Source organism: Fusibacter fontis, assembly GCF_055378735.1.
The window spans coordinates 570,293-594,426 of sequence record NZ_AP042445.1 but is presented as its reverse complement, the minus strand read 5'-3'; the positions used below and the strand labels follow the sequence as shown (position 1 = coordinate 594,426).

Genomic DNA, 24,134 nt, shown 5'->3' with positions numbered 1-24,134 from the left:
TATATATAAAAAAACCTCTTGTCAAGACTTTTTTATAACAAACGAATTTCGTTTAAACTCATATATTCACACAAATCCTCTAAAATCAATTCGCCTACCGCAATATTAATTTCAGAATATTCACAATTGAACCTAAGCTGTATCTCGTTAAAATCCAACTGTTTTTCTTGGCATAAACATTGATAAAATTTTGAAGCTAAGTCTGTTAACGGAGGTAATTTTTTTATTGAACTTTCGCTATTAGTAAAATTCATACCAAAGCATTCTAGCACATGTGAAAAATGTATCAATGGAGTTGCACCATCATAAATAAGTCGATTAGAGCCACTTGATTGAGGCGATAAAATACTCCCTGGTAAAGAAAACACTGTTTTGCCTTGATCTAATGCATGCATCGCAGTAATCAAAGAACCGCTTTTCTCTCCAGCTTCAATGATAATCACAACATCTGACAATGCGCTGATGATTCTATTGCGAAGAGGAAAATGATATTTTGCAGGTGCTTCATCTAAAAATTGTTCGGATAAAATCAAACCATTTTCTTCAATTATATGTGTGTAGAGTTTTTCGTTGGTATTTGGATAAATGTAATTGACTCCTGATGCTAAGACTGCAATCGTCTTCCCATTCGCGTCTAGAGCGCCCTTATGTGCAAGTGCATCGATTCCGAGTGCCATCCCACTGACAATACAAATCCCATGGGATGCTAGATAATAAGCTAAATCATACGCAATTTTTCTGCCATATGCAGTTGGTTTTCGACTCCCTACAATTGAAACTCGGTGGTGTTCCCGACTGAGAAGTTGACGATTTCCTTTTGCAAATAATGCCTTAACTGCCGGTTTATAATTTTGAAGCGTCTCAGGATAATAAATGCTTGTATCAAAAATTGTTTCAACCTGCTCACGATGTAATTGATTGAGAATTGTCTGACATTTCTCATTGATTTCATAGCTACGCTCTAAATTAGTGGATAAATCTATTTTAAAAAAAGCTTTATTATCATGAATATACTTCCAGTTGATTTGTTCATATGTGTTAAATTGTGATAGTATCATTTTTTTTGATTGTGCTTCCAAAGGATAAATTTTTTCCAATAATATATAGTTTTTAAGTCCATTTTCCATGAGCAATCCCCTATTCATAAAACCGTTTAATTTGTGTTGCTGTGTGATATTTAAATGCTTCTAGCACATGGTGTTTTTCAACCAATAAATGTTCGTCTAAATCTGCAATCGTACGCGATATCGCCTTTAGCTTCCCAAATGAACGCATGGACATGCGATATTTATCATATAATTTTGCGAAGGTTTTTTGTGCATCTTCAGAGATAGAAGCATCTATATTATGAGCGTGATGATTGATGTGAGTTTTTGAAACCGTCTCACGATTTACTTTTAAACCAGCTTGATGTTCACGTTGTTGTCTGAATCGATGTGTTTTTTGAATTTTTTCTCTCAGCACGCATGATGAGATGACATTTTTACCATAGTTCACAATGGATTCTAAGTCTTCTACGCGTTCCATGTACAGCGTCATATCCATTCGATCTAAGATTGGCCAAGAAAGTTTTCCCATATATCGTTTAATTTCTTGATGTGAGCAAGTACATTGTTCTTGTTTTGACAAATAATTGCCACAAGGACACGGGTTCATCGTTGCAACTAGCATGAAATCGGCAGGGTAAATGAGTGATTTTCCCGATTTTGTTAAATGAATTGATTTTGACGATAAGGGTTCACGAAGTGACTCAATGGCATCTGTTTTAAACTCTCCAATTTCATCAAGATATAAAATGCCATTATGGGCTTTTGATATTTCACCAGGCAATATATGCGTGCCCCCACCTACGAGGCCAATTCGACTAATGGTATGATGAGGTGAACGAATTGGCCGCTGATGAATGAGTCCATTTAGCCGTTCTCCTTCACTAATACTATATATTTTTGTAACATCTATTTTTTCTTTTAAAGTCATTTCCGGTAGAATTGTCACAAGTCTTTCAGCAATCATGCTCTTACCACATCCAGGTGGACCAATGATTAAAACATTATGAAAGCCCGCGACAGCAATCTCAATTGCTCGAATTGCATCATGCTGTCCTATAACTTCGCTAAAATCCACATTAAAATCCACATTGAAATCGTACGCACCATTCTGCTTTTCATCATTCTCAAGTCCACGCACAAGAGTGAGTTGTTCAAAGTCACATAACAGTTGATTCATATGATCATACGGAAAAATCTCCACTGATTCTAGATATTTCGCTTCATCGAAATTCCCTCTTGGAATGATGATTTTATGTATCCCCTCTCTTGCCATTCCATCTATTAAACTTAAAATCCCACTCACTGCCTGAATTTTGCCATCTAACGAAAGTTCACCTAGAAAACCATACTCAGCCATCCGTTCATTTAACGTTTCATTTAGACAGCACACAATCCCCATTGCAATGGGCAAATCTAACTGTGATCCTTCTTTCTTAATATTGGCAGGATACAGATTTTGTATAATTCTATCATCGGGAAACTTGAAGTTTATAGATTTGAGTGCTGACTTTACGCGTTCCTTGGATTCTTTGATAATTGTACTTGGTAAACCTACAATAATATGATTTGGTAAGCCTCTAAGTATATTCGTTTCGATTTCAACAGCATATCCATCAATTCCCCAGTTTACGGCTGTTCTAATTTTACTGTACATATACACCTCAATTGGATTTTATTTATATATTATCCAATATTTGGTAATTTGTCAAAAAAATAAAAAGCACTTTAACTTAAAATATTCTCGATAAAATCAAACTCAAAGTGATGATCTGTCTTAACAATCCCAACAAATGCTAAATTAAATGACTGATAACCATTCATACTCTTGATATAATACAGAGCGGATGCTTTCATATGTCTCAATTTTGTAGGTGTAATCGCATCTCTAGGTGTTCCATATGAGGTAGAACCTCTATACTTGATTTCGACAAAATAAAGTGTCTTATCTCTATTTACAATGAGGTCTATTTCGCCATATGGAGTGTAAACATTTTGAGCGACAAACTCATAATTTAATCGACTCAAATACTCTCGTGCAAGGGTTTCATATTGCTTACCAACGTCACGTTTATTCATCATTTTCCTACTTTCTACAGTCCACAACGACTTCAACTTGATTTCTAAGATGAACATCCCTGATGCTCCTGAACATACTATTTCTTAGTTTGATCGACACCACCTATAAAAATAAGCACTTCAGCTACGACTTCGTAGAGTTCATAGGGAATTTGATCTCCTATTTCCAATTGCTTGAGTTGATTGGACAATTTTTCATCCACATAAACTGGAATATCATGCTCTTTTGCCTTTTTAATAATATTATCCGCGACAAGTCCCATCCCTTTGGCAATGAGTTGTGGCGCTGCATCTACTTCAGGGTTGAATCTCAAAGCATTGGCGATTTTCACAGTCTCTGAATTTGAACTTTTGGAATCATGTTCACCGTTTGACTGAGAAGCTTCTTTTAATAGGTCATTTGAACGCATATTTCACCTCATGAAAGATTTAATCTGGTTACACTTTTAAATCTAATCCCATCGAATGCACGGACTGCATGTGTGAAGGGTCATTTAAATTGTCAAAATCCTCTGATTGGCTGACGCTAAATTGTACGACAAATATTTTGTCAGGTTGTTGTTCAAGTCGTTCAATCAACTCATGCTTATAGGTTTCAAAATATGCCATCGTTGCATCATCTTTAAATCTGAAACTTAAGTTATATTGATTCTCGAGTTTATGAACCACACATCGAACTTCGCCAAAATGGTGTGTATTTAGCGCTACCAATAATGTTAAATCATCTGGATTGGGCTTTTTTCCCTTCTTCTTGTAATACAGTGCGACAGATTCTAATTGCTGATTGATTGGCAATGGTAATTGCATATACATCATTTGATCATTTAGAGATTTGTTTAGAACAACACTTTCTTTAATAACTGCCAATTCTTTTTCAATGTTTGATTTTGTAACGGATTCAGGCAATTCACGTTCTATCGCCTCGTAAATTTTTGATAGCTTTTCGGTCGAATCTCCTTCAGATTGAAGGTGTTTTAATATATCTTTCGTCAGCTCTGGTGATATCTCAGCGCTTTCAAGTTGTTGAATGAGCTGAATAAATCTTTGTGAAATACCTGAATTTTCATTTAGAGCATCATAAGCCAAAAAGATGTTTTTAATCGACATCGGTAAAGCGTTTTTAAGAATTAAACTTCCATTTTGATAATTGAAATTCTCTAGTAATGATTGAACTGCTTCCAAATGGCTTCCACTAAATGCTTCTTGTATCGCCTTCAAAATAGATCCATTGATTTTTGTCTGTGTTTCACCTGGTTGACTCATTCTATCTGTTTCCGCTTGCTTCGTGGATATGATCGGATTTTGTAAATCATCCAAAGGGGTGACAGTATGTGAACTCGTTAACAAAGTGTCGTCAGCGTCTAAAGGCGTCATCATAGACGGATTCTGCTCTAGTGTTGAACTAGATGCTGATATGATTTGTTGCTGAAACTGAGCATTTTGAATCTGAGATAGTACGCTTTGTGACTGAGGTGACACGACTTGTGGCTGAGATGGTGAGCCTTGAGTTTGAGAAGATTGAGTCTGCTGGATCCATTTAATGGCAAGCGATTTAAGGGGTAAATCAATTTCCCCATCAAATAGGGTTGGATTTCCCTCTAATGATGAAGCCGACATTTCACTGATTAATATTTTAACTTCACTCATGGCTTGTTTCATCGCTTTAATCGTATCTTGTTGAATCGGTAAATCAGCCTTTTTAAGCGCTTCTAGTATCGCAATATTTTCTGTGGTATCCGTCATTCCAAGCTTTGAAAAAATGGCATCAAGAGCTGATGTCCCGTTAGTTTGAGGCATCATTTTTGTCAAAAGTGTGCCATCTTTAACTTCTAAGACTTTTAAATCAATCCATTGATTATTTTGTAAATTGGCACCACTGATATCGACAGTTAGTTGACCTTTAGCCGTCAATAAAGTCGCTGTTTGATTACTTTGAATATCTACAATTTGTCCTGTCAACACCTTACCAACAAGCGCTTTTAAATCACTTTGTGTATGGAGGGATTGAATCATTTGATTGGATAGAACATTTTGAGTTATTCTCATAGTAATCACCTCTTCTCATGTCATTTTTTGCATACATGTCGCCAATTATGATGCTCCATTTTATTTTGAGTTTCGCACACTCTCTATTTAGGATTCAAATGAAAAATTTTTCAAAAAGCTTCTTCTGTGTTCGTTTAAAATACCGTATTGTTTAATCGCCTCATAGTGTTTAGGTGTTCCATAACCTTTGTGTTGATCAAATCCATATTGAGGATAAACTTCGTGCAATTCATCTATCAATCGGTCTCTTGTGACTTTGGCTAAAATTGAAGCGGCTGCAATGGAAGCGCTTTTTTGATCGCCTTTTATGATACTTTTTTGTACAATTTCCATTTCATTTAATTTTACCGCATCAATTAATAAGTAATCCGGTGAACAGTGCATGGATTCAATCGCGCGTTTCATAGCTAGTTTTGTTGCATTTAAAATATTGATTGCATCAATTTCTTCATGAGATGCGATTCCAACACCATAGGCGATTGAATTTGCTATAATTTCTTCATAAAGTTGATCACGCTGCTGTGCTGTTAATTTTTTTGAATCGTTGATATTTCGCCATGGATAATTTGAATCTAAAATAACGGCTGCTGCTACTACAGGTCCTACTAAAGGTCCTCTTCCAGCTTCATCAAGACCAGCAACAAACACATATTGGTCTGAATTTGCCTCACGTTCAAACTCAAACATCTTAAACATGCGCTCAGACTCTTTATGATAATTTTGAATTTTTTTCTCCATACGCGTTGCGATATTTTGACAAGCGACTCTACTGTCCGATTTGAGTTCTGACAACAGGTTGCTGATCATTTCGAAGTCTGTTTGTGTATACTGCAAAGTATCGTCAAAAATTGAAGAAAAGTCCGCAGTGATTTCTTTCATACTTAATTTGGACGATTTTCCTTCACTATATTTATCCAAAAAAGACCTCAGAATAGTTGTATCAAATTTCTGAATCATTACAAGCCTCCAACCACTGGAACTTCAAGTGTAATCTTACCAATTAATCCCTTTCTAAAATCATCTACGATTAATCGACTTGATTTTTCTAAGTCTACTTCATTGCCTTTAATGAGACATCCGCGTTTTCTGCCCACTTGATTCATAATTTCAACAATATATTCAGAAGTGAACATTGGATCTTCAATGACATCCAGTGTGATATCTAACGAGTTCGTACTATTATGTTGATCAAATTCATTTGATTCATTTGATTCGTCAAACTCATCACAATTTTCTCGGTCATTGTTTAAATCACCAGCTTGATAATCACCGTATTCTTCAATTGCCGTTAGAATATCTGATTCTTCAAGTTTATAACGTTCAAAAAAGAGCGTTTTATAGTCCTTAAGAAGGAGTTTTATTAATTGAAATGCAATATCTTCTATATTTAGGACTTCATCCTTGATTGCTCCAGAACAAGCAAGTTTTATCCCCATTAAATCTTCTTCAATTTTAGGCCATAATATACCCGGTGTATCAAACAGTTCTATTTCACTGTTTAATCGAATCCATTGCTTTCCTTTTGTAACACCCGGCTTGTTTCCGGTTTTTGCAGCTGTTTTACCCGCTAATTTGTTAATGAGTGAAGATTTGCCAACATTGGGAATTCCCACAATCATCGCTCGAATCGGTCGAACCAAACGTCCTTGGCGCTGTGCTTTTTCAAAAACGTCTGTTGCAGATGCTTTCACTTCATTAATCAAATCTTGGATACCGTCTCCATTTAATGAGTTAATGGGGATGGCTTTGATATTTTTTTTAGCATAGTACTGTATCCATGCACGTGTGCGACTCGGATCCGCTAAATCGTATTTATTAAGCGCGACTATTCTCTTTTTTCGACCAACAAGTTGATCAAATTGTGGATTTCGGCTACTAATAGGGATTCTGGCATCAAGCAACTCTATCACCACATCAACCAGCTTTAGATTTGCTTCAATTAAATCCTTTGTTTTTTTCATATGACCAGGGTACCAATTTATACTCATGTACACTCCTACTTTACTCAACTATTTTAGTTTTTTCATCTATGATTCTATTTTACCACAAAATTAACTTTGCTTATATAAATCTAAAGGGACCTGTAACAGGTCCCTTTGACTTTAGCATTCGCTATTAGAATTTTTTCTTTTCTTTTACTTTAGCAGATTTACCCAATCTGTCTCTTAAGTAATTTAATTTAGCTCTTCTTACGCTACCTTCTCTAACGATCTCGATTTTATCGATAAGTGGAGAATGTACTGGTAAAGTTTTTTCAACACCAACACCGTAAGAAATTTTTCTTACTGTGAAAGTTTCAGAAACACCACCATTTTGCTTTTTAAGAATTACGCCTTCGAAAATCTGAATTCTTTCTCTTTTACCCTCTTTAACTTTCAAGTGAACTTTTACTGAATCACCAACGTTAAGTTGTGGTAAATCTGTTCTTAACTGTTCATTCTCGATAGTTTTAATGATATTTTGGTTCATATAACTACCTCCTTCCCTCGTAGATGTTCTTGGCCAGTTTACCAGAGGACCATCCGTATTACAACAAGATGTATTATATCATCGTTGCAGCTGAATTACAATATTTTTTTAATTATCTGAATCGTTTTTTTATCATGAGTTTGCTTGATAAATTGATCAAATAGTTCTGGTCGTCTTTCCTTTGTGATTTTAAGTGACATCTCCAATCGCCATTTGGCGATTTCTGCGTGATTGCCAGATAATAGAACCTCAGGAACATTTAAACCATCAACTACTGGTGGTCGTGTATAATGCGGATATTCAAGCAATCCATTAGAAAAGCTTTCTTCTTCAGCGGATGCTTGGTTCTTTAAAACAGATTCCACCATTCGACTGACGCTATCCATCACGACCATCGCAGCCAGTTCTCCACCGGTTAATACGTAATCACCGATTGAAATTTCTTCATCTACATACTGATCGATGAAACGTTGATCCACACCTTCATAATGACCGCAAACCAACACCAACTCATCAAACGAAGACAATTCTACAACTTTTTCATGCGTTAATGTCGTACCACGCGGCGATAGATAGAGGACTTTACAATTATCCAGACGTGGTTTTGACAAGAGTGCATCTCTTAATGGCTGAACACTCATCACCATTCCTGCGCCGCCACCAAAAGGTGCATCGTCCACTTTTTTATGTTTATCGGTTGAATACTCTCGAATTTGATCGACTTCAATTTTGATGTGCTCTCTTTCAACCGCTCTACCAATAATACTCGTGTTGACAAAGCCTTCAAATTGCTCTGGAAAAAGTGTTAGAACTCGAAACTTCATTCTATCATCCCTTCAATCAAATGAACCACGATTTTTTTTGCATGAATATCTATATGTTTAACAAATTCGTCAACAACAGGCAAGTAGAAGAGTTTGCCATCTACAGCACGTTTGATTTCATATAAATCTTGTGCTGTATTTTGCAAAACATCCATCAATTTTCCTAAATACTCTCCTTGATCGTCATAAATATCACATCCAACCAAATCGACTATATAATGACCTTCACTTCCATCATCGGCGTCTGATCTTTCAATGTAAACGTTCTTATTGATAAATTCTAAGACTTTATTAATATCTTGATATCCTTCGAATGTCAATAAAACCATATTTTTGTGCACACGAGTGGATTCAATTCGGAACTTTTTCTTTCCATAACCTTCTACATATAAGTACTCAAACTCTTCAAATTTATCCAAATCATCTGTATACGGGTAAAGTTTCATCTCGCCTCTTACACCATGTGTATTGACGATTTTCCCCATATTAAAACAGCCTTCCATAAAGCCTCCATTTGCCTTTCAGTTATGAAAATAGCTATTTCAAGTTTTTACACAGAAATAGCTACCTCTACATTATTGAATAATTTCAACAACAACTCTTTTATTTTCTTTTGTTGCAGCTGCTTTAACAACCGTACGGATTGCTTTTGCAATTCTGCCTTGTTTGCCGATTACTTTGCCCATATCTTCTGGAGCAACTTTGAGCTCGATGATAATAGATTGAGATCCTTCAACCTCTTTCACTTCTACTTGCTCAGGATAATCAACTAATGATGCTGCAATGATTCTTACCAATTCGCTCATTCACTCACCTCGTATACTATTACTTCGCTTCGTAAACGCCGTTTTTCTTGAAAAGAGCTTTTACAGTATCTGTAGGTTGTGCACCAGTGCTTAACCAGTGTCTTGCTTTTTCAGTATCTAATTTAACTTGCTCACCTTCTAATAATGGATTGAAGTAACCGATTTGATCGATGAATTTACCATCTCTAGGTGATCTAGAATCTGCAACAACAACTCTATAGAAAGGTTTTTTATTAGAACCCATTCTTGTCAATCTGATTTTAACTGCCATTTTTTCACCTCCTTATTTGTTTTATCTTATCATTAATTTAATTATGAAAAGCATTTATTAAAAGAAAGGAAATTTAAATCCCCCACCTTTTTTCATTTTTTTCTCCATACCACCAAATTGTTTCATCATTTTCTTCGTTTGATCAAACTGTTTGAGCAGTCGATTGACTTCGGAAACATGAACACCACAACCTGCAGCGATACGTTTTTTTCTTGAACCATTGATAATATCTGGATCTTGTCTCTCTTTCGGCGTCATAGATTGAATAATCGCCTTCGTACGAACTAAATCCTTATCATTGACCTCAATGCCTTTAAGTGCTTTATTATTCATACCTGGAAGCATCTTCATAATGTCGCCAATTGGTCCCATATTTTGAAGTTGTTCTAATTGATCTAAGAAGTCTTCAAGGTCAAATGATGCAGTTTTCATTTTCTTTTCAAGTTTTTTTGCTTTTTCTTCATCGAAGTTTTCTTGTGCTTTCTCAATTAAAGAAAGAACATCGCCCATACCTAGAATTCTAGAGGCCATTCGATCTGGATAAAACTCTTCAATATCCGTTAATTTTTCACCAATACAAGCAAATTTAATTGGCTTTCCAGTAACAGCTCTTACAGAAAGTGCTGCACCACCACGGGTATCGCCATCTAGTTTGGTTAAAATGACACCATTGATTTCGAGTTGACTATTGAAATGTTCTGCGACATTGACAGCATCTTGACCCGTCATAGAATCCAGAACCAATAAGATTTCTTTAGGTGAAACGGTTTCTTTGATTTTAATCAGCTCTTGCATGAGATTCTCATCAATGTGCAATCGACCTGCTGTATCTAGGATCACCACATCGTTGTTAAAATGAATCGCATGTGCAACCCCAGCTTTTGCAATTTCAACAGGATTTACTTGATTCCCCATTTCAAAAACTGGAACGCCGACTTTCTCACCAACTACTTTTAATTGTTGAATGGCAGCTGGTCGATAGATATCACAAGCGACCAACAAAGGTCGTTTGCCTTGTTTTTTGAGTAAACTACCGAGTTTTCCACAAGTGGTTGTTTTACCAGCACCTTGTAGACCTGCCATCATAATCACGGTTGGTGGTTGTGATGAATATTCAAGTTTACTTTGTGTCTTACCCATCAAATTCGTCAATTCTTCATTCACAATTTTAATGACTTGTTGTCCCGGTGTAAGACTTTGCATAACCGACTCACCGATAGCGCGTTCAGTTACTGTATTAATAAAATCTTTTACGACTTTAAAGTTAACGTCCGCCTCGAGCAATGCAAGTTTTACTTCTCTCATTGCTTCTTTGACATCTTTCTCGTTTAACTTACCTTTGCCTCTAAGTTGGTTAAAGGCGTTTTGTAGTTTATCTGCTAAGCCTTCAAATGCCACCGTGTGCCCTCCTATACGAGCCGTTCATCTATTCTAATTCACGTGTTGCGATTATTTTTATTTCGTTGATAAGATCCATTGCATTTTCATTCTTCAATGTTTCTATCTGATTTGAAATGTCTAAAATACGTTCAAATGCAGTTTGTTTTTCTTGAAATTTATCATATAGCTTTAACTGACTTTCGTAGTTTTCAAGTGTTTTTTCAGTCCGCTTAATGGTATCGTGAACTGCTTGTCGACTGATGCCACAGATCTCTGAGATTTCGCCAAGTGAATAATCCATTTCACAATATAAACTCATAATCTCATTTTGCTTTTCTGTCAGCATTTTTCCATAAAACTCGTACAAATCATCTAGTCTCACTTTTTTTTCAAACATAGCATCCTCACAAATTATAATTCAAATCACATAGGGTGTCAAGCATTTTCACTTTACATCTAAAATTAATTAAAAAGTGCTTCTACAAAGTCATGTGGATCAAAGTTTTGTAAGTCATCGATGCCTTCACCTACACCAATTAATTTCACCGGTATATTGAGTTCTGAATTAATGGCCATTACAACTCCGCCTTTTGCAGTACCATCGAGTTTTGTCAAAACAATACCCGATATTTGAGCCGCTTCGTTAAACACTTTAGCTTGCTGTATTGCATTTTGACCGGTTGTCGCGTCAAGTACAAGTAGAACTTCTCGTTTTGCGTCAGGATATTCTCGTTCAATCACCCTAAACACTTTTGCAAGCTCGTTCATCAGATTCACTTTGTTATGCAATCTACCTGCCGTATCACAAATCAATACATCGACTTTTTTCGCTTTAGCGGATTGAACAGCATCAAACACTACAGCAGCAGGGTCTGAGCCTTCAGACTGATGAATCACATTAACGCCTACGCGATCGCCCCAAACTTTTAATTGATCAATTGCAGCAGCTCTAAACGTATCTGCAGCAGCGATTAGAACAGATTTCCCTTGAGATTTTAAGTGATGTGCAATTTTGCCAATTGAAGTCGTTTTACCAACACCATTAACGCCAATTACCATAATGATGGTCGGTACATCTCCAGCATCAAATGGTACACTGTTGTTCTCTCTAAGCATCATCTCTACAACCTCTTTAAAGACGCCTTTCACTTCACTTGCGTCTTTCACTTTTCTCAACTTCAATTCAGCTCTTAAGCGTTCAATTAATTTATGTGTCGTTGGAATTCCAACATCTGCGATAATTAATATTTCCTCAAGCTCATCGAATAATTCGTCATCAATTTCACCGTAATTGTTAAATAGGTCATCCAATTTATCTGTGATGCCTTTTCTCGTTTTGTCCAAACCTTCTTTTAACTTATTAAAAAATCCAAATGCCATATTGCCTCCTCTATACTGATCTTCTTATATATTGTCTGATGCGATATCATGCCTTGTTAAAATATCACATTTTATATTTCACAAACACATTAATCCAGCTGTGCCGCAATATCTTCAAGTTTGACACTGAGCACTTTTGAAATTCCGTACTCTTCCATGGTCACACCATATAGTGTATCTGCAACTTCCATCGTGCCTTTACGATGCGTAATCACCACAAATTGCGAATTACTTGCATATTCTTTAATAAAATCTGCAAAGCGGTAAACATTTACATCGTCAAGTGCTGCTTCGATCTCATCTAATATACAAAACGGTGTCGGTTTTGTCGATAAAATAGCAAACAATAATGCAATTGCTGTCAATGCTTTCTCACCACCTGATAACAGGTTAATGCTCTGCAGTTTTTTACCGGGTGGTTGTGCAATGATTTCCACATCGCAATCCAAAATATTATCATAATCGGATAGCAAGAGTTCCGCATCTCCGCCGTTAAATAACGATTTAAATGTGCCTTTAAAGTGAGAATTAATCACTTCAAAATTTTCTTTGAACATCTCAATCATTTTCTTCTCAAGCTCAGAAATAATTTTCTCAAGTTGATGAATGGCATCTAGCAAATCCTTCTTCTGTTCCGATAAAAATGTATATCTTGTAGAAACCTCTTCATACTCTTTTATGGCATTGACATTCACCGTTCCGAGTAGTTTAAGTTCGTATCGAAGTTGCTTCATCTCCGATTTTTGATAAGGCACTTCTTCAACTTGTAGCGCTTCTGCAATACTCATCTCGTATTTTTCCCAAAGTTCAGTGGTAACTGTATCTTTTTCAACTTCAAGTTTAACTTTCTTCACTTCAAGTTTGTGAATGTTTTCTTTAGCCGCATCATGTTTTGCATTTAACTGTTCAATTTCAGATGTCATACCATTTAGAGAACGATACGCTTCTTGCTTAATCAGCGTCTTTGAATCAATATCTTTTTTGCATGCTATAGCATCTTGTTTGATTTGTTCAATTTTATCATTGAGCAGTTGAAGTTGATCGTCAAAAATTTCTGTATGATCGCTAAAATCAACCATTTGTTTTTTGCGCATTTCACATTTTTGACTCAAAATATCTAAATCGTCTTGCGCGCGCAATACTTCGCGTTCTTTAAAGGCTACCATCTGTTCAAATGACGCGAGTTTGATCTTGACAGCTGTATACTCGTCATTGATTTTCTGAACGACTTCATCCATCTTTTCAATTTCAGAATTTGCCTGATTTAACTCTTGTTCAATCTTATCGACGAGTTCTTTTGTCGATAAGATATCTGTCTGATTTAAATCTATTCTTTGAACCGTTTCTTCATATTCTGTTTTTAACGTTTGATAATCCGATTGATATTTTGCCAGTACTTCACTTGAATTTCCCACTGTAACTAAATGGTTTTCAAGTGTATTCTCTAACCGAACAATCTCTAATCTCAATGCATCGAGTTCAGATCTTAGTTGCTTAATCACTGAATCTTGCTCCGTCAGTGTCATAGAAAACTGTTCTACTTCCGTTTTTTTCACTTCGCACGAGGTTTCGAGCGACTTAATCTTGGCTTCAAGTTCACTAATAATTCTCTTTCTGCTCAAAATATTGGAAACTTTTGACTTAAATGAACCACCTGTAATCGCACCACCCGGTACCAAAATATCGCCTTCTAGCGTTATAACTTTGTATTTTAAGTTCTTAATCTTGATCATTCGACTTGCCGTATCAAAATCTTCTGCAATGATAATCCTACCGAGTAAGAATTCTCCAAGTTTTTGATATTTTGATTCAATGGAAATCAAATCACTGGCAATGCCAACAAATCCTTTTTCATTTTTTGCTTGTTCTAGAGGCTCTGACTGATGACCTTTATCTTCTAAGTTTTCAAGAGGCAAGAATGTCACTCGACCTAAATCGCGTCTACGTAAAAATTCAATCGACCGCTTTGCATCCGATATTTTTTCACATACGATGTTTTGAATTGCCTTTCCAAGAGCAACTTCTATAGCGACTTCATATTTTTTGGGTACCTCAATAATCGATGCAACAATCCCGATAATCCCCGATTGATCTTCGAGACTCATGAGAATATCTTTGACACCTTTATCATATCCGTCATATTCTTCTTCAAGTGTTTTTAGTAATTTGCATTCCGTTTGACATTTCGCCTTGTCAGACGTCATACTTTCTAATTCTTTGCTTGACTCGGATAGTTTCTTTTTGTTGAATTCAGTAAACTGAATGGCTTGAGCTAGCTTTGAGTTCAATGCATCTCGATTTGCTTGATGCGCTTTCAATTGCGTTTCTACGAGCTCTTTATCTTGATGAGATTGCTGAATCGCTGCAGTTTGCTGAGCAACTTGTTGTTCAATTTGATTTAATTTTTCATTCAAAGAAACGCTTAATCTGCTGAGCGTTTCAATTTCCTGTTTCTTCATTTCAATTTGATTGAGCTGATCAATCACATCTTTTTTACTGGTTTCATTATAGTGTTTCGCGTCACCTAATCGTTCTCTTTCGGCATCGAGTTTTTCAGAAAGTTCCAGTAAAAGCGCTTCAAGTTGTTGCCATTCTTCGTGGAGTTTGGTTTTTTCTTCAACGAGACCATCATATTGTTGGCTTAGAGACTTGCGCTCATTTTCAATTTCATTAAGCTCAGTTTCTACTCGTTTGATATTCAATGACGTATTCGCTTTTTTTTCTGTTAATAAATCTCGCTCGCCAATTGTCTTGCTTTCATAATTTTGCAGTTCGTGGTATTGAGCTTCAAGCGCTCGAATGTCACGGTTAATCTGAATCATTTGCTCATCTTGAGTGGAATACTCTCGCTTTAAATCTAAATGACGTTCATCAATGGCTTTAATTTGATCTTCAAATTCACGCATTTGACTCAGAACATCCAGTAAACTTTGTTCAATTTCCATATATCGTTTAGAAAAGTAATTTAATTCAATATTCTTCAGCGCTTCAGTCAAGTCGATATACTGCTTAGCGCGTTCACTTTCAAGTCTTAAGGGTTCAACGCGATCTTCAATCTCAGAAATAATGTCTTGGATTCTCAAAAGATTATCAGATGTCGTTTGCAATTTTTTCTCAGATTCGATTTTTCGAGTTTTATATTTTAAGATTCCAGCAGCCTCTTCAAACAAAAGACGTCTTTCTTCTTTGTTATTACTCAAAATTTCATCAATTCGACCTTGTCCAATGATAGAATATCCTTCTCGCCCAATCCCAGTATCCATAAATAGTTCACGAACATCTTTTAACCTACAAGGCATCTGATTAATTAAGTACTCACTATCCCCTGAACGATGTACACGTCTTACTACTGAAATTTCATCATACTCCAGCGGAAAAAAATGGTCTGTATTGTCAAAAGTGAGTTTTACCTCTGCTAACCCCAATGCCTTTCTATGCTTTGTACCGTTGAATATAACATCTTCCATTTTGTTTCCGCGTAACGTCTTCACACGTTGCTCACCAAGAACCCATCTAACTGCGTCCGTTATATTACTTTTCCCGCTGCCATTAGGACCGACAACACATGTCACGCCATCTTTAAATTCAACAACCGTTCTATCTGCAAAGGATTTAAATCCCCTCATTTCAACTTGTTTTAAATACACTTTTACACCTCAAAATATAGGATAGATTGCTTTATCGTCATGTCTTCACATGTGATTTGTATCATATTATACTCAACCTCAACATGTGGCTGAATGGTTAAATGACACAAATCATCCGTCTCACGGACAATTTCTTGAAACTTGATTAAGTTAATCTGTTTTTGGCCAATTGCCATGGAGATCTGTTTTGGATTCACATAAACCTGTATGGACCGTTTTATTTTTTGAATGGACAACAGTTGATTTAAGCTGTGACAGATGGCGCGTTTAAATAATTCTGACTGAACCAACTCCCCAAATGCAGGATGAAACGGTCCAGCTACTACTTCTCCATCAAAATCAATCAGATCTGTTTTTTGTAGCCCCATTCGAATGACATTCATTTCATTGCGTTCAAAAATACCATATGCATCTGCGCACCACTCGACTGCCGTTTGTAGACTGATTGGCTTGAACTTTCCGGCATGAAAAGATTCGTTTAACTCCGTTTCCTTTATCACAAGTGCTGGATATAGCCGAATGCATGTAGGTCGAAGTCGCCTTGTTTGTTCAACTGAATCCATAAAACACTCATAAGTATCCCCGGGCAAACCAAGCATCAATTGAATCCCAAAGGGAATTTTGTTTTCTTTAAGGCGTTTTACCGCTTCAAAAATCGCTGCTCTACTATGGCCTCGCTTTGACAAAGATAACACGTCATCATCAAACGACTGACATCCCAGTTCAACTAAATCAACAGAGTACTTTTTGAGTCTTTCCACCACGGATGCATCTATATAATCAGGCCTGGTTGAGAGTCTAATTTTATGAATTTTTCCCTGTCGTTTAAGTGCATATGCCACTGATAGATAGGCTTCTTGCAAGGAAACATCAATTCCAGTAAAGCTTCCACCGAAAAAAGCGAGCTCGACTTGATCTCGCTTCATTGTTGCTAGATATTCTGCCACATAGTCATATATTTCATTTGGCTTAAGAGCTTCTGTAGAACCATTAATTTTCCTTTGATTACAAAATATACAGTCGTTAGGGCATCCCATATGCGATACAAAAATAGGAATAATACCTACACTATTTTTCAGCATGCTCAAGCCTCTTTAATCCTTCTCGCGCTGCCTCTTGTTCAGATTCTTTTTTACTTCTACCCGAACCAACTCCAATGAGTTCGTCGTTTAATTTTACTTCAGTAAAAAACAATTTTGCATGATCGGGTCCTTCTTCACGCACGATTTCATACTTAATTCGATTGTTTTTATGCACTTGGATCACTTCTTGTAAACGCGTCTTATAATCGACAAACAGTTTTCCCTGAACAGCATCTGCGATGACAGGTTGAAGTTGTTTAAGAACAAAATCTCTTGCCACCTCCATGCCACCATCTAGAAAAATAGAGGCAATGACAGCTTCAAATGCATCTGATAAAATAGAAGTTCTTTCTCGTCCGCCAGTGAGCTCCTCACCTCTGCCAAACAGCATAAATTCCCCTAATTTTAGCGCTTTCGCCGCTCCACAAAGCGAAGATTCACACACAATTTTTGCACGAATTTTGGTCAACTGACCTTCTTCTAACGTCGTATAATGGCTAAAGAGATATTCGCTGATAATTAGCCCTAAAACTGAATCTCCTAAAAATTCTAATCGCTCATTGTTTTTTAATTTTTCTTTCTTGTTTTCATTTGAATACGAACTATGGGTTAACGCTCTTAACAAAAGTTGTGAATCTTTGTACCGATATCCCATGGTAGTTTCTAAATTGCTTAGTGATCCATGCATATTGATTCCTCTCTTTCTAGAAAGGACACTTAAATATACTATTACAACTGAAATTCCACTGTTAAGTCATAATATATTTAAACGACCTTTTATTGGGCACACATTCTATTTTATAGTTTTAGGAGCTAAAACACAATGCTTATATTAAAAAATGAGACGTTTGAATCAACGTCTCATCTCATGATTTCTTTATGCTTCATCGGTTTCTTCTGCCGTTTCCGTTTCATTCACTAATTTTGGAAAACTGGACACTTTTTGTTTGATTTCATCGACCAATCCTGATTTAGCAGCAACTTCAGCATATTTGATTGCATTTTTAAACGCCTTTGAATTGGAAGAACCATGCCCTTTAACCACAAGTCCATTGACTCCAAGAAGCGGCGCACCACCATATTCCGTATAATCAAGTACTTTTTTAAAGTCCGAAAGATTTTTTTTAACTAATAATCCTCCAATTTTTCCAATGGTATTTTTAACAATTTGCTTTTTAAGTCCACCAACCAATTGAATGGCAACGCCCTCCGTCAATTTTAAAATGATATTTCCAGTAAAACCATCGGCTACGATGACATCTACTTTACCACTTGGGATATCTCTCGCTTCAACATTTCCAATAAAATTGAGATCCGTTTCTTTTAAAAGCTGATGCGATTCAATATAAAGCGGCGTTCCTTTTGTCTCTTCAGCTCCAATGTTCACAAGACCCACTTTAGGGTTTTGAATTCCAACTACTTTTTCCGCATACAAACTTCCCATATATGCAAATTCAAGCAAGTTTCGAGATTTACATTCTGCATTTGCGCCTGCATCTACAAGTACTGACGCTCCATGCATCGTTGGATAAATCGTGCATAATGCAGGTCGATTGATGCCTTTAATTCTGCCAACTTTTAATAGACCTCCAGCAAGTAATGCCCCTGTATTTCCCGCTGAGACAAATGCATCGATATCGCCTTTTCTCAATGCTTTTAACCCGACTACCATGGATGAGTCACTTTTTGTTTTAATCGCTTTAACTGGTTTATCATCATTTTCAATCACTTCAGTTGTAGCGACAATACTGATTCGTGCTGTGTCATAGGAATACTTTGACAACTCGCTTTTCAGCTGTTTTTCGTCTCCGTAGATGACGATGCTTCCTTGAATCAGAGTTAATGCTTCAACTGCACCTTTTACGGTCTCTATTGGGCCGTGATCTCCGCCCATTCCATCAAATCCAATTTTCATCTTGACCTCACTATAAGATGTTCATCTGTTATTACTCATATGAAATTACTCATCTTTATATTTTATTTCTTATATTTCACTTATTATCATACGTAAAAACAATATAAAAGGCAATAGTCGATTGACTATTGCCTTTTTGGTAGGAGTCTTCTCCTAATTATTTAGCGTCTCTGCTGTGGTAATAGCCACACTCAGCACATTCTCTGTGTGATACATTTGCCGCTTTACATTTTGGACATTCGATAATGTTTGGAGCAGTCATTTTGATGTTAGCCGCTCTTCTTTTATCTCTTCTCGCTTTACCTATTTTACGCTTAGGTACTGCCATATCTTAACACCTCCTTAATCTAAGTGAATAAATTCTTAAGTGCCTCAAGTCTCGGGTCAATTTTCGTTTCATTACACTCACACATACCATTGTTAAGATCTTTTCCACATTGAGGACAAAGTCCCTTACAATCTTCATGACACAGTATTTGTAGTGGTAAATTCAATGTTATATCTTCTTCTAACACAGTTGCTAACTTAAGAACACCATCTTCCAGAAGAATCCATTCTTCATCTACTTCTTCTTCTAAAGTTGTAATTAAAACGCGTTCTACTGTATTCTTGAGGCTTATGGTAACTTCTTTTAAGCACCTGTGGCATTCGAAAATTAAATCTCCAGAATAAGAGAGGGTTAATTCATAGCGTCTACCCATCTTTTTGACAGTGCCAAAAAGCTTGATATCCGATGCTTTCACACACTCAATTGACTCTAAAAAAGACTTTTCCAATGCAAGATCAAATTCAAAATCTGCTTGATTTTGAAGTCCTTTTACAACCTTTGATAAATCAAGGTTCATATTAATCACCTCTTCAATGCAACATTAATATTATAAATATTACAACGAGGTTTGTCAAGTAAAACTACTTAACTAATTCTAAAGTATCTCTAGCAATCATTAACTCCTCATTTGTAGGAACTACCATGATTTTTACTTTTGAATTGTCAGTATTGACAAATGCTTCTTTACCTCTTACTCTATTTCTTTCAGGATCTAACTCAGCACCCATAAATTCAAGATTTTTACAAATCTCTTCTCTACTTTCAGAACCGTTTTCACCTAAACCTGCTGTAAATACGATTGCATCCACTCTACCTAAAACAGCAGCGTATGCAGCAATATATTTTCGAACATTTGTATGGTAAATATCAAGAGCAAGAATCGCTCTTTCATTGCCATCAGCAGCTGCGTTTTCAACATCTCTAAAATCGCTGCTCACACCAGAAATACCAAGTACACCTGATTTTTTATTCATAATATCATTCATTTGCTCAAGGGTTAATTTTTCTTTACCCATAATGTAAGTCACGATTTGTGGATCGATATCGCCACATCTCGTTCCCATTACAAGACCTTCAAGTGGCGTAAATCCCATAGAAGTGTCGATTGATTTGCCTCCATCAATAGCAGCAAGTGATGCGCCATTTCCTAAGTGGCATGTGATGATTTTTGTTTCAGAAAGTGGTTTGCCGAGCATTTCTGCAGTTCTTTGAGAAACATATCTATGGCTTGTTCCGTGGAATCCATATCTTCTCACGTGATCTCTTTCATAATACTCATATGGCAATGCATAGACATATGACGTTTTAGGCATTGTTTGGTGGAACGCCGTGTCAAATACAGCCACATTTTTGATACCAGGAAGTAAGTCTTCCATTGCTTTGATACCGATGATATTTGGTGGGTTGTGAAGTGGAGCAAGTTCAATACATTCTTCAAGTGCTACCATGACAGAATCATCAACAACAACCGATGCGCTATATTTTTCACCAGCATGTACAACACGGTGACCTACGGCATTAATTTCTTTAAGTGAAGCAATTGCTCCATGTTCAGCGTGCACGATTGCATCAAGTACTTGTGCGAGTGCGTCCTTATGGTCTTTCATAGGAACTTCAATCGTTTTTTTGTCCTTTCCTTCTACTTCGTGCTTTAATCTAGAACCTTCGATACCAATTCTCTCTACAAGTCCCTTTGCTAATACGCGTTCATCAGTCATATCAAATAGTTGATACTTTAATGAAGAACTCCCGCAATTGATTACTAAAATATTCATTAGATGCCCTCCTCGATATATCTCAAATAAAGATACGAAATTAATGGTGCTTTAAATCATACATATATATTATAATGTAAATAGATGAATTTTCAATACCATTGGAGGATATTAATGAAAATTATTGGCATTGTATCAGAATATAATCCATTTCACAGTGGACATGCCTATCAAATCGAAACATCTAAAAAAAACTTAGCCGCCGATGGTGTAGTGGCAATCATGAGTGGAAATTTTGTTCAACGTGGTTTCCCAGCCATCTATGATAAATGGTTTCGCGCAGAATTAGCTGTTCGATCAGGAGCGAATTTAGTCATTGAACTTCCCACTTACTATGCAACAGCAAGCGCTGAGTCTTTTGCAAGGGGCGCCATTGAACTGCTAGATGCTACAGGCGTTATTAGCCATTTGTCATTTGGTTCAGAGTCCAATCAGTTAAATTTACTCGATGAAATTGCTTCCGTATTGTTAAGTCCAAGTGCAAAGTTTCAAGAACACCTACGCTATGGTCTGGACCAAGGGCTTTCTTTTCCCGCAGCACGTTCTCACGCTCTTTTAAATGAGCTTCCACACCTTAACTCAAGTATCAACCTCAATCAAAGCAATATCATCCTAGGAATTGAATACTTAAAAGCGCTCAAAGCAATCGAAAGCAAAATTGAGCCCTATATCGTCAAAAGGATCGGCAATGATTATCATGAATCGGAGTTAAGCCAGACATATGCAAGTGCAACTGCCATTAGAAAAGCGATTCTTACGAGCGATGAAACCTTAAAAGAACCAGAACATCTTCCTCTTGGAAGTTTAGATCGAATCCGCCAACATCCATATCCCGCGATGACGATGACTCAGTTTGAAACTGCACTTCTTTATCAAATTCGAAAATCAAGACCTGAAGGACTCTCACATTATAGAGATGTCTCAGAAGGACTGGAAAATAAAATATATCGCGCCGCAATCGAATCGACAGATTATGATCAACTGGTGAATCAATTAAAATCAAAACGTTACGCTTTGACTCGCATCAACCGCATTCTACTAAATATTTTACTCGAAATCAAAGCCGACTCAAAAGCTTATGACATCCGCACAAATGGATACATCCGCGTACTTGCATTTGATGAAATCGGTCAAAAGATTATTCGAAAAATGAAAAAGGAATCCTCGATTCCCATCATTACCAATCTCAATAAATTTAAAGACTTTTATTCAAATAACGAGTTGCTACTTTTAGACATCAAAGCAAGTGATTTATATCAACTGGGATTTCCTGCTTCACATCGCCAAGGTGGACGTGATTTTTTAGAAAAACCCTTTCACTTTAAACTTTAAGGGGAACATCTTAAGCAAAAACAAAATAAAACGAGTCTCATCATCTTCTTCCAAAGTGATCGACTCGTTATTTATTTCCAAACAAGAGCAACTCTAAATCAAATTCATTCACTTGTCATCTATTAAATATTTACTATTTAATCTGCTTGCTCTGCTAAATTAACTAAAACTACTTGAACTCCTCTAATTCTTCAATATTCTCTTTCACGGTATGAAGAATTTTGGACATGTTTAACTCTACTCGTTTCATAACGTCTTCTGCATACTCATACGAACCTTGACGAATGCCTTCAGCCTTTTCTTCTGCATCTCGCATAATTTCCTGTGCTTTATTTTGTGCATGACGAACAACTTCATGTTCATTAATGAGTTCCTTTGCACGATTTGAAGCACTAATTAAAATCTCCGCTTCTTTCGCCTTAGCATTTTCAATGATTCTAAGTTCTTCATGGCGCGCATTTTTTACAAGTTCATCTGCGATACTGTTCGCTTCTTCTAGAATCGAATCTTTTTGAGCCTTGATAAATCGAACTTGTTGATATTCTTCTGGGAGCATAATTTGAATGTCTTTGATGATGCTTAAAAATTCTTGGCGATCCACTAAAATTTTACCTGTTAAAGGGACAGTTGATGCACCCTCAAGCTTATCTTCAAACTCTTCAAGCAACTCTAATACGCGTAATTCTAACTCTTGTTTCTTATTATTACTCATTATTTCCTCCCATTTTTGATGCGATTGCCAATTGGACATTTTCTGTTACAAAATTGGATATATCGCCATTAAAACTTGCCACTTCTTTGACAATGCTCGAACTCAAATACATGTATTCCGTACGAGTCATGATAAATACCGTTTCAATTTTATGACATAACTTCTGATTCACACTTGCCATTTGAAATTCAGCTTCAAAATCTGATATTGCACGAAGACCTTTTACAATAATAAACACTTCTTTGCTTTTTAAATAATCAATTAGTAATCCTTCGTGACAATCTACAACGACATTTTTCAAATGCTTTGTGGCATCCTTAATTAACTGCACTCTTTCTTCGACTGTAAACATCGGACTTTTACTTTTATTATACATCACCGTTACAATGACTTGATCGAATATTTCACATGACCGTTCAATGATATCTAAATGACCTAAAGTAACTGGATCAAAACTTCCTGGATATACAGCAACTTTCATATCTGCCTCCTAAACACTGTCACACCAATTTTACCATATTTTTTTGTTTTTAACGACTCAAAATATTCTGAGTGCGACAAAATTTCAGTGTCTGTAATATCGTGTTCAATCACCATCAATCCATTCTCTGATAACAACTGAAGCGATTCAACACAATCTAAGCATTTCTTTACATGCCCTTTCAGATAGGGCGGATCCATGATAATAATCTGAAATTGATTTCCTTTTAACTGATTTAAAGTCTGGTAAACATCACTTGTGTAAAGTTTTGCTTGTTTTTCCAAATTCGCCCTTTTTAAATTCCCTTCAATAATGGACTTGAGTGCGCGATTGCTTTCAACAAACGTCACTTGACTCGCGCCTCTGCTTAAAAGCTCAATTCCCAAAGCACCGGAACCAGAAAACAAATCCAATGCGTTAGATTGGTAAATGTCGTTCTGTATCATACTAAAAATCGCACCTTTTACTTTATCAGTTGTAGGACGAGTTTCCAAGCCTTCAAGCGTATCCAATTTAATGCCTCTTGCACTTCCTGATATGATTCTCATCTAGAACTCCTAT

General features: G+C 36.4%; 26 protein-coding genes. 1 reads left to right on the top strand and 25 read right to left on the bottom strand.

Features of this window, described 5'->3' with window-relative positions:
* Nucleotides 1-32 precede the first annotated feature (32 nt).
* The 22 genes from dprA to ACZ41W_RS02505 form a co-directional block, all read right to left on the bottom strand.
* A complete protein-coding gene (gene dprA, locus ACZ41W_RS02610; protein ID WP_464313326.1) occupies nt 33-1,127 on the bottom strand; it encodes a DNA-processing protein DprA in 1,095 nt (364 codons plus the stop codon).
* A gap of 10 nt (nt 1,128-1,137) precedes the next feature.
* Complete coding sequence (locus tag ACZ41W_RS02605; RefSeq protein ID WP_464313325.1) at nt 1,138-2,703, bottom strand: YifB family Mg chelatase-like AAA ATPase; 1,566 nt, start codon at nt 2,701-2,703, stop codon at nt 1,138-1,140.
* A 71-nt stretch (nt 2,704-2,774) separates the two neighbouring features.
* Entirely contained in the window at nt 2,775-3,182 is a 408-nt protein-coding gene (locus tag ACZ41W_RS02600) for a YraN family protein (protein ID WP_464313324.1), read from the bottom strand.
* 20 nt (nt 3,183-3,202) lie between these two features.
* Nucleotides 3,203-3,535, bottom strand: coding sequence for an EscU/YscU/HrcU family type III secretion system export apparatus switch protein (locus ACZ41W_RS02595; protein ID WP_464313323.1), 333 nt, complete (start codon nt 3,533-3,535; stop codon nt 3,203-3,205).
* 28 nt (nt 3,536-3,563) lie between these two features.
* Nucleotides 3,564-5,171: a hypothetical protein gene (locus ACZ41W_RS02590; protein WP_464313322.1), complete on the bottom strand. Its 1,608-nt coding sequence runs from the start codon at nt 5,169-5,171 to the stop codon at nt 3,564-3,566.
* An 87-nt stretch (nt 5,172-5,258) separates the two neighbouring features.
* Nucleotides 5,259-6,128: a ribonuclease HII gene (locus ACZ41W_RS02585; protein ID WP_464313321.1), complete on the bottom strand. Its 870-nt coding sequence runs from the start codon at nt 6,126-6,128 to the stop codon at nt 5,259-5,261.
* Nucleotides 6,128-7,159, bottom strand: a complete 1,032-nt coding sequence (ylqF, locus tag ACZ41W_RS02580) for a ribosome biogenesis GTPase YlqF (protein ID WP_464313320.1) — start codon at nt 7,157-7,159, stop codon at nt 6,128-6,130. Before ylqF ends, ACZ41W_RS02585 begins: the two co-directional genes overlap by 1 nt.
* Nucleotides 7,160-7,286: 127 nt before the next feature.
* Nucleotides 7,287-7,640 (bottom strand): 50S ribosomal protein L19, encoded by a 354-nt coding sequence (gene rplS, locus ACZ41W_RS02575; RefSeq protein WP_464313319.1) that lies wholly within the window; start codon nt 7,638-7,640, stop codon nt 7,287-7,289.
* A 95-nt stretch (nt 7,641-7,735) separates the two neighbouring features.
* A complete protein-coding gene (gene trmD / locus ACZ41W_RS02570) occupies nt 7,736-8,464 on the bottom strand; it encodes a tRNA (guanosine(37)-N1)-methyltransferase TrmD (RefSeq protein WP_464313318.1) in 729 nt (242 codons plus the stop codon).
* Complete coding sequence (gene rimM / locus ACZ41W_RS02565) at nt 8,461-8,967, bottom strand: ribosome maturation factor RimM (protein ID WP_464313317.1); 507 nt, start codon at nt 8,965-8,967, stop codon at nt 8,461-8,463. The genes trmD and rimM overlap by 4 nt, the downstream gene beginning before the upstream one ends.
* 72 nt (nt 8,968-9,039) lie before the next feature.
* A complete protein-coding gene (locus ACZ41W_RS02560; protein ID WP_464313316.1) occupies nt 9,040-9,270 on the bottom strand; it encodes a KH domain-containing protein in 231 nt (76 codons plus the stop codon).
* Between the two features lie 19 nt (nt 9,271-9,289).
* Nucleotides 9,290-9,541, bottom strand: coding sequence for a 30S ribosomal protein S16 (rpsP, locus tag ACZ41W_RS02555; protein ID WP_464313315.1), 252 nt, complete (start codon nt 9,539-9,541; stop codon nt 9,290-9,292).
* 57 nt (nt 9,542-9,598) lie between these two features.
* The gene (gene ffh, locus ACZ41W_RS02550; RefSeq protein WP_464313314.1) at nt 9,599-10,939 is read right to left on the bottom strand and encodes a signal recognition particle protein; all 1,341 of its coding nucleotides are present in this window, start codon (nt 10,937-10,939) and stop codon (nt 9,599-9,601) included.
* Between the two features lie 28 nt (nt 10,940-10,967).
* A complete protein-coding gene (ylxM, locus tag ACZ41W_RS02545; RefSeq protein ID WP_464313313.1) occupies nt 10,968-11,318 on the bottom strand; it encodes a YlxM family DNA-binding protein in 351 nt (116 codons plus the stop codon).
* A gap of 65 nt (nt 11,319-11,383) precedes the next feature.
* Nucleotides 11,384-12,301 carry a signal recognition particle-docking protein FtsY gene (gene ftsY / locus ACZ41W_RS02540; RefSeq protein ID WP_464313312.1) on the bottom strand — a complete coding sequence of 306 codons (918 nt, stop codon included), beginning with the start codon at nt 12,299-12,301 and terminating at the stop codon, nt 11,384-11,386.
* A gap of 89 nt (nt 12,302-12,390) precedes the next feature.
* The gene (gene smc / locus ACZ41W_RS02535; RefSeq protein ID WP_464313311.1) at nt 12,391-15,948 is read right to left on the bottom strand and encodes a chromosome segregation protein SMC; all 3,558 of its coding nucleotides are present in this window, start codon (nt 15,946-15,948) and stop codon (nt 12,391-12,393) included.
* Between the two features lie 2 nt (nt 15,949-15,950).
* Nucleotides 15,951-17,030, bottom strand: a complete 1,080-nt coding sequence (locus ACZ41W_RS02530; RefSeq protein ID WP_464313310.1) for an elongator complex protein 3 — start codon at nt 17,028-17,030, stop codon at nt 15,951-15,953.
* Nucleotides 17,017-17,718, bottom strand: a complete 702-nt coding sequence (rnc, locus tag ACZ41W_RS02525) for a ribonuclease III (RefSeq protein ID WP_464313309.1) — start codon at nt 17,716-17,718, stop codon at nt 17,017-17,019. The genes ACZ41W_RS02530 and rnc overlap by 14 nt, the downstream gene beginning before the upstream one ends.
* Before the next feature lie 189 nt (nt 17,719-17,907).
* Nucleotides 17,908-18,945: a phosphate acyltransferase PlsX gene (plsX, locus tag ACZ41W_RS02520; protein WP_464313308.1), complete on the bottom strand. Its 1,038-nt coding sequence runs from the start codon at nt 18,943-18,945 to the stop codon at nt 17,908-17,910.
* A gap of 157 nt (nt 18,946-19,102) precedes the next feature.
* Entirely contained in the window at nt 19,103-19,273 is a 171-nt protein-coding gene (gene rpmF, locus ACZ41W_RS02515) for a 50S ribosomal protein L32 (protein WP_464313307.1), read from the bottom strand.
* A gap of 19 nt (nt 19,274-19,292) precedes the next feature.
* Nucleotides 19,293-19,790 (bottom strand): YceD family protein, encoded by a 498-nt coding sequence (locus ACZ41W_RS02510; RefSeq protein ID WP_464313306.1) that lies wholly within the window; start codon nt 19,788-19,790, stop codon nt 19,293-19,295.
* A gap of 64 nt (nt 19,791-19,854) precedes the next feature.
* Nucleotides 19,855-21,048, bottom strand: a complete 1,194-nt coding sequence (locus ACZ41W_RS02505) for an acetate/propionate family kinase (RefSeq protein ID WP_464313305.1) — start codon at nt 21,046-21,048, stop codon at nt 19,855-19,857.
* A 114-nt stretch (nt 21,049-21,162) separates the two neighbouring features.
* Between ACZ41W_RS02505 and ACZ41W_RS02500 the strand changes: the two genes are divergently transcribed.
* A complete protein-coding gene (locus tag ACZ41W_RS02500; protein WP_464313304.1) occupies nt 21,163-22,380 on the top strand; it encodes a nucleotidyltransferase in 1,218 nt (405 codons plus the stop codon).
* Nucleotides 22,381-22,549: 169 nt separating this feature from the next.
* Here ACZ41W_RS02500 and ACZ41W_RS02495 read toward each other — a convergent pair whose 3' ends face one another.
* The 3 genes from ACZ41W_RS02495 to rsmD are packed head-to-tail and all read right to left on the bottom strand — an operon-like array spanning nt 22,550 to nt 24,121.
* Complete coding sequence (locus ACZ41W_RS02495; RefSeq protein ID WP_464313303.1) at nt 22,550-23,092, bottom strand: hypothetical protein; 543 nt, start codon at nt 23,090-23,092, stop codon at nt 22,550-22,552.
* Nucleotides 23,085-23,573: a pantetheine-phosphate adenylyltransferase gene (gene coaD / locus ACZ41W_RS02490; protein ID WP_464313302.1), complete on the bottom strand. Its 489-nt coding sequence runs from the start codon at nt 23,571-23,573 to the stop codon at nt 23,085-23,087. The genes ACZ41W_RS02495 and coaD overlap by 8 nt, the downstream gene beginning before the upstream one ends.
* Entirely contained in the window at nt 23,570-24,121 is a 552-nt protein-coding gene (gene rsmD, locus ACZ41W_RS02485; protein WP_464313301.1) for a 16S rRNA (guanine(966)-N(2))-methyltransferase RsmD, read from the bottom strand. Before rsmD ends, coaD begins: the two co-directional genes overlap by 4 nt.
* Between the last annotated feature and the right edge of the window lie 13 nt (nt 24,122-24,134).

Bases quoted from the DNA above. Each gene is read 5' to 3' on its own strand.
- dprA (WP_464313326.1), bottom strand. From the start codon at position 1,127: ATGGAAAATGGACTTAAAAACTATATATTATTGGAAAAAATTTATCCT.
- ACZ41W_RS02605 (WP_464313325.1), bottom strand. From the start codon at position 2,703: ATGTACAGTAAAATTAGAACAGCCGTAAACTGGGGAATTGATGGATAT.
- ACZ41W_RS02600 (WP_464313324.1), bottom strand. From the start codon at position 3,182: ATGTTCATCTTAGAAATCAAGTTGAAGTCGTTGTGGACTGTAGAAAGT.
- ACZ41W_RS02595 (WP_464313323.1), bottom strand. From the start codon at position 3,535: ATGCGTTCAAATGACCTATTAAAAGAAGCTTCTCAGTCAAACGGTGAA.
- ACZ41W_RS02590 (WP_464313322.1), bottom strand. From the start codon at position 5,171: ATGAGAATAACTCAAAATGTTCTATCCAATCAAATGATTCAATCCCTC.
- ACZ41W_RS02585 (WP_464313321.1), bottom strand. From the start codon at position 6,128: ATGATTCAGAAATTTGATACAACTATTCTGAGGTCTTTTTTGGATAAA.
- ylqF (WP_464313320.1), bottom strand. From the start codon at position 7,159: ATGAGTATAAATTGGTACCCTGGTCATATGAAAAAAACAAAGGATTTA.
- rplS (WP_464313319.1), bottom strand. From the start codon at position 7,640: ATGAACCAAAATATCATTAAAACTATCGAGAATGAACAGTTAAGAACA.
- trmD (WP_464313318.1), bottom strand. From the start codon at position 8,464: ATGAAGTTTCGAGTTCTAACACTTTTTCCAGAGCAATTTGAAGGCTTT.
- rimM (WP_464313317.1), bottom strand. From the start codon at position 8,967: ATGGAAGGCTGTTTTAATATGGGGAAAATCGTCAATACACATGGTGTA.
- ACZ41W_RS02560 (WP_464313316.1), bottom strand. From the start codon at position 9,270: ATGAGCGAATTGGTAAGAATCATTGCAGCATCATTAGTTGATTATCCT.
- rpsP (WP_464313315.1), bottom strand. From the start codon at position 9,541: ATGGCAGTTAAAATCAGATTGACAAGAATGGGTTCTAATAAAAAACCT.
- ylxM (WP_464313313.1), bottom strand. From the start codon at position 11,318: ATGTTTGAAAAAAAAGTGAGACTAGATGATTTGTACGAGTTTTATGGA.
- ftsY (WP_464313312.1), bottom strand. From the start codon at position 12,301: ATGGCATTTGGATTTTTTAATAAGTTAAAAGAAGGTTTGGACAAAACG.
- ACZ41W_RS02530 (WP_464313310.1), bottom strand. From the start codon at position 17,030: ATGCTGAAAAATAGTGTAGGTATTATTCCTATTTTTGTATCGCATATG.
- rnc (WP_464313309.1), bottom strand. From the start codon at position 17,718: ATGCATGGATCACTAAGCAATTTAGAAACTACCATGGGATATCGGTAC.
- plsX (WP_464313308.1), bottom strand. From the start codon at position 18,945: ATGAAAATTGGATTTGATGGAATGGGCGGAGATCACGGCCCAATAGAG.
- rpmF (WP_464313307.1), bottom strand. From the start codon at position 19,273: ATGGCAGTACCTAAGCGTAAAATAGGTAAAGCGAGAAGAGATAAAAGA.
- ACZ41W_RS02510 (WP_464313306.1), bottom strand. From the start codon at position 19,790: ATGAACCTTGATTTATCAAAGGTTGTAAAAGGACTTCAAAATCAAGCA.
- ACZ41W_RS02505 (WP_464313305.1), bottom strand. From the start codon at position 21,048: ATGAATATTTTAGTAATCAATTGCGGGAGTTCTTCATTAAAGTATCAA.
- ACZ41W_RS02500 (WP_464313304.1), top strand. From the start codon at position 21,163: ATGAAAATTATTGGCATTGTATCAGAATATAATCCATTTCACAGTGGA.
- ACZ41W_RS02495 (WP_464313303.1), bottom strand. From the start codon at position 23,092: ATGAGTAATAATAAGAAACAAGAGTTAGAATTACGCGTATTAGAGTTG.
- coaD (WP_464313302.1), bottom strand. From the start codon at position 23,573: ATGAAAGTTGCTGTATATCCAGGAAGTTTTGATCCAGTTACTTTAGGT.
- rsmD (WP_464313301.1), bottom strand. From the start codon at position 24,121: ATGAGAATCATATCAGGAAGTGCAAGAGGCATTAAATTGGATACGCTT.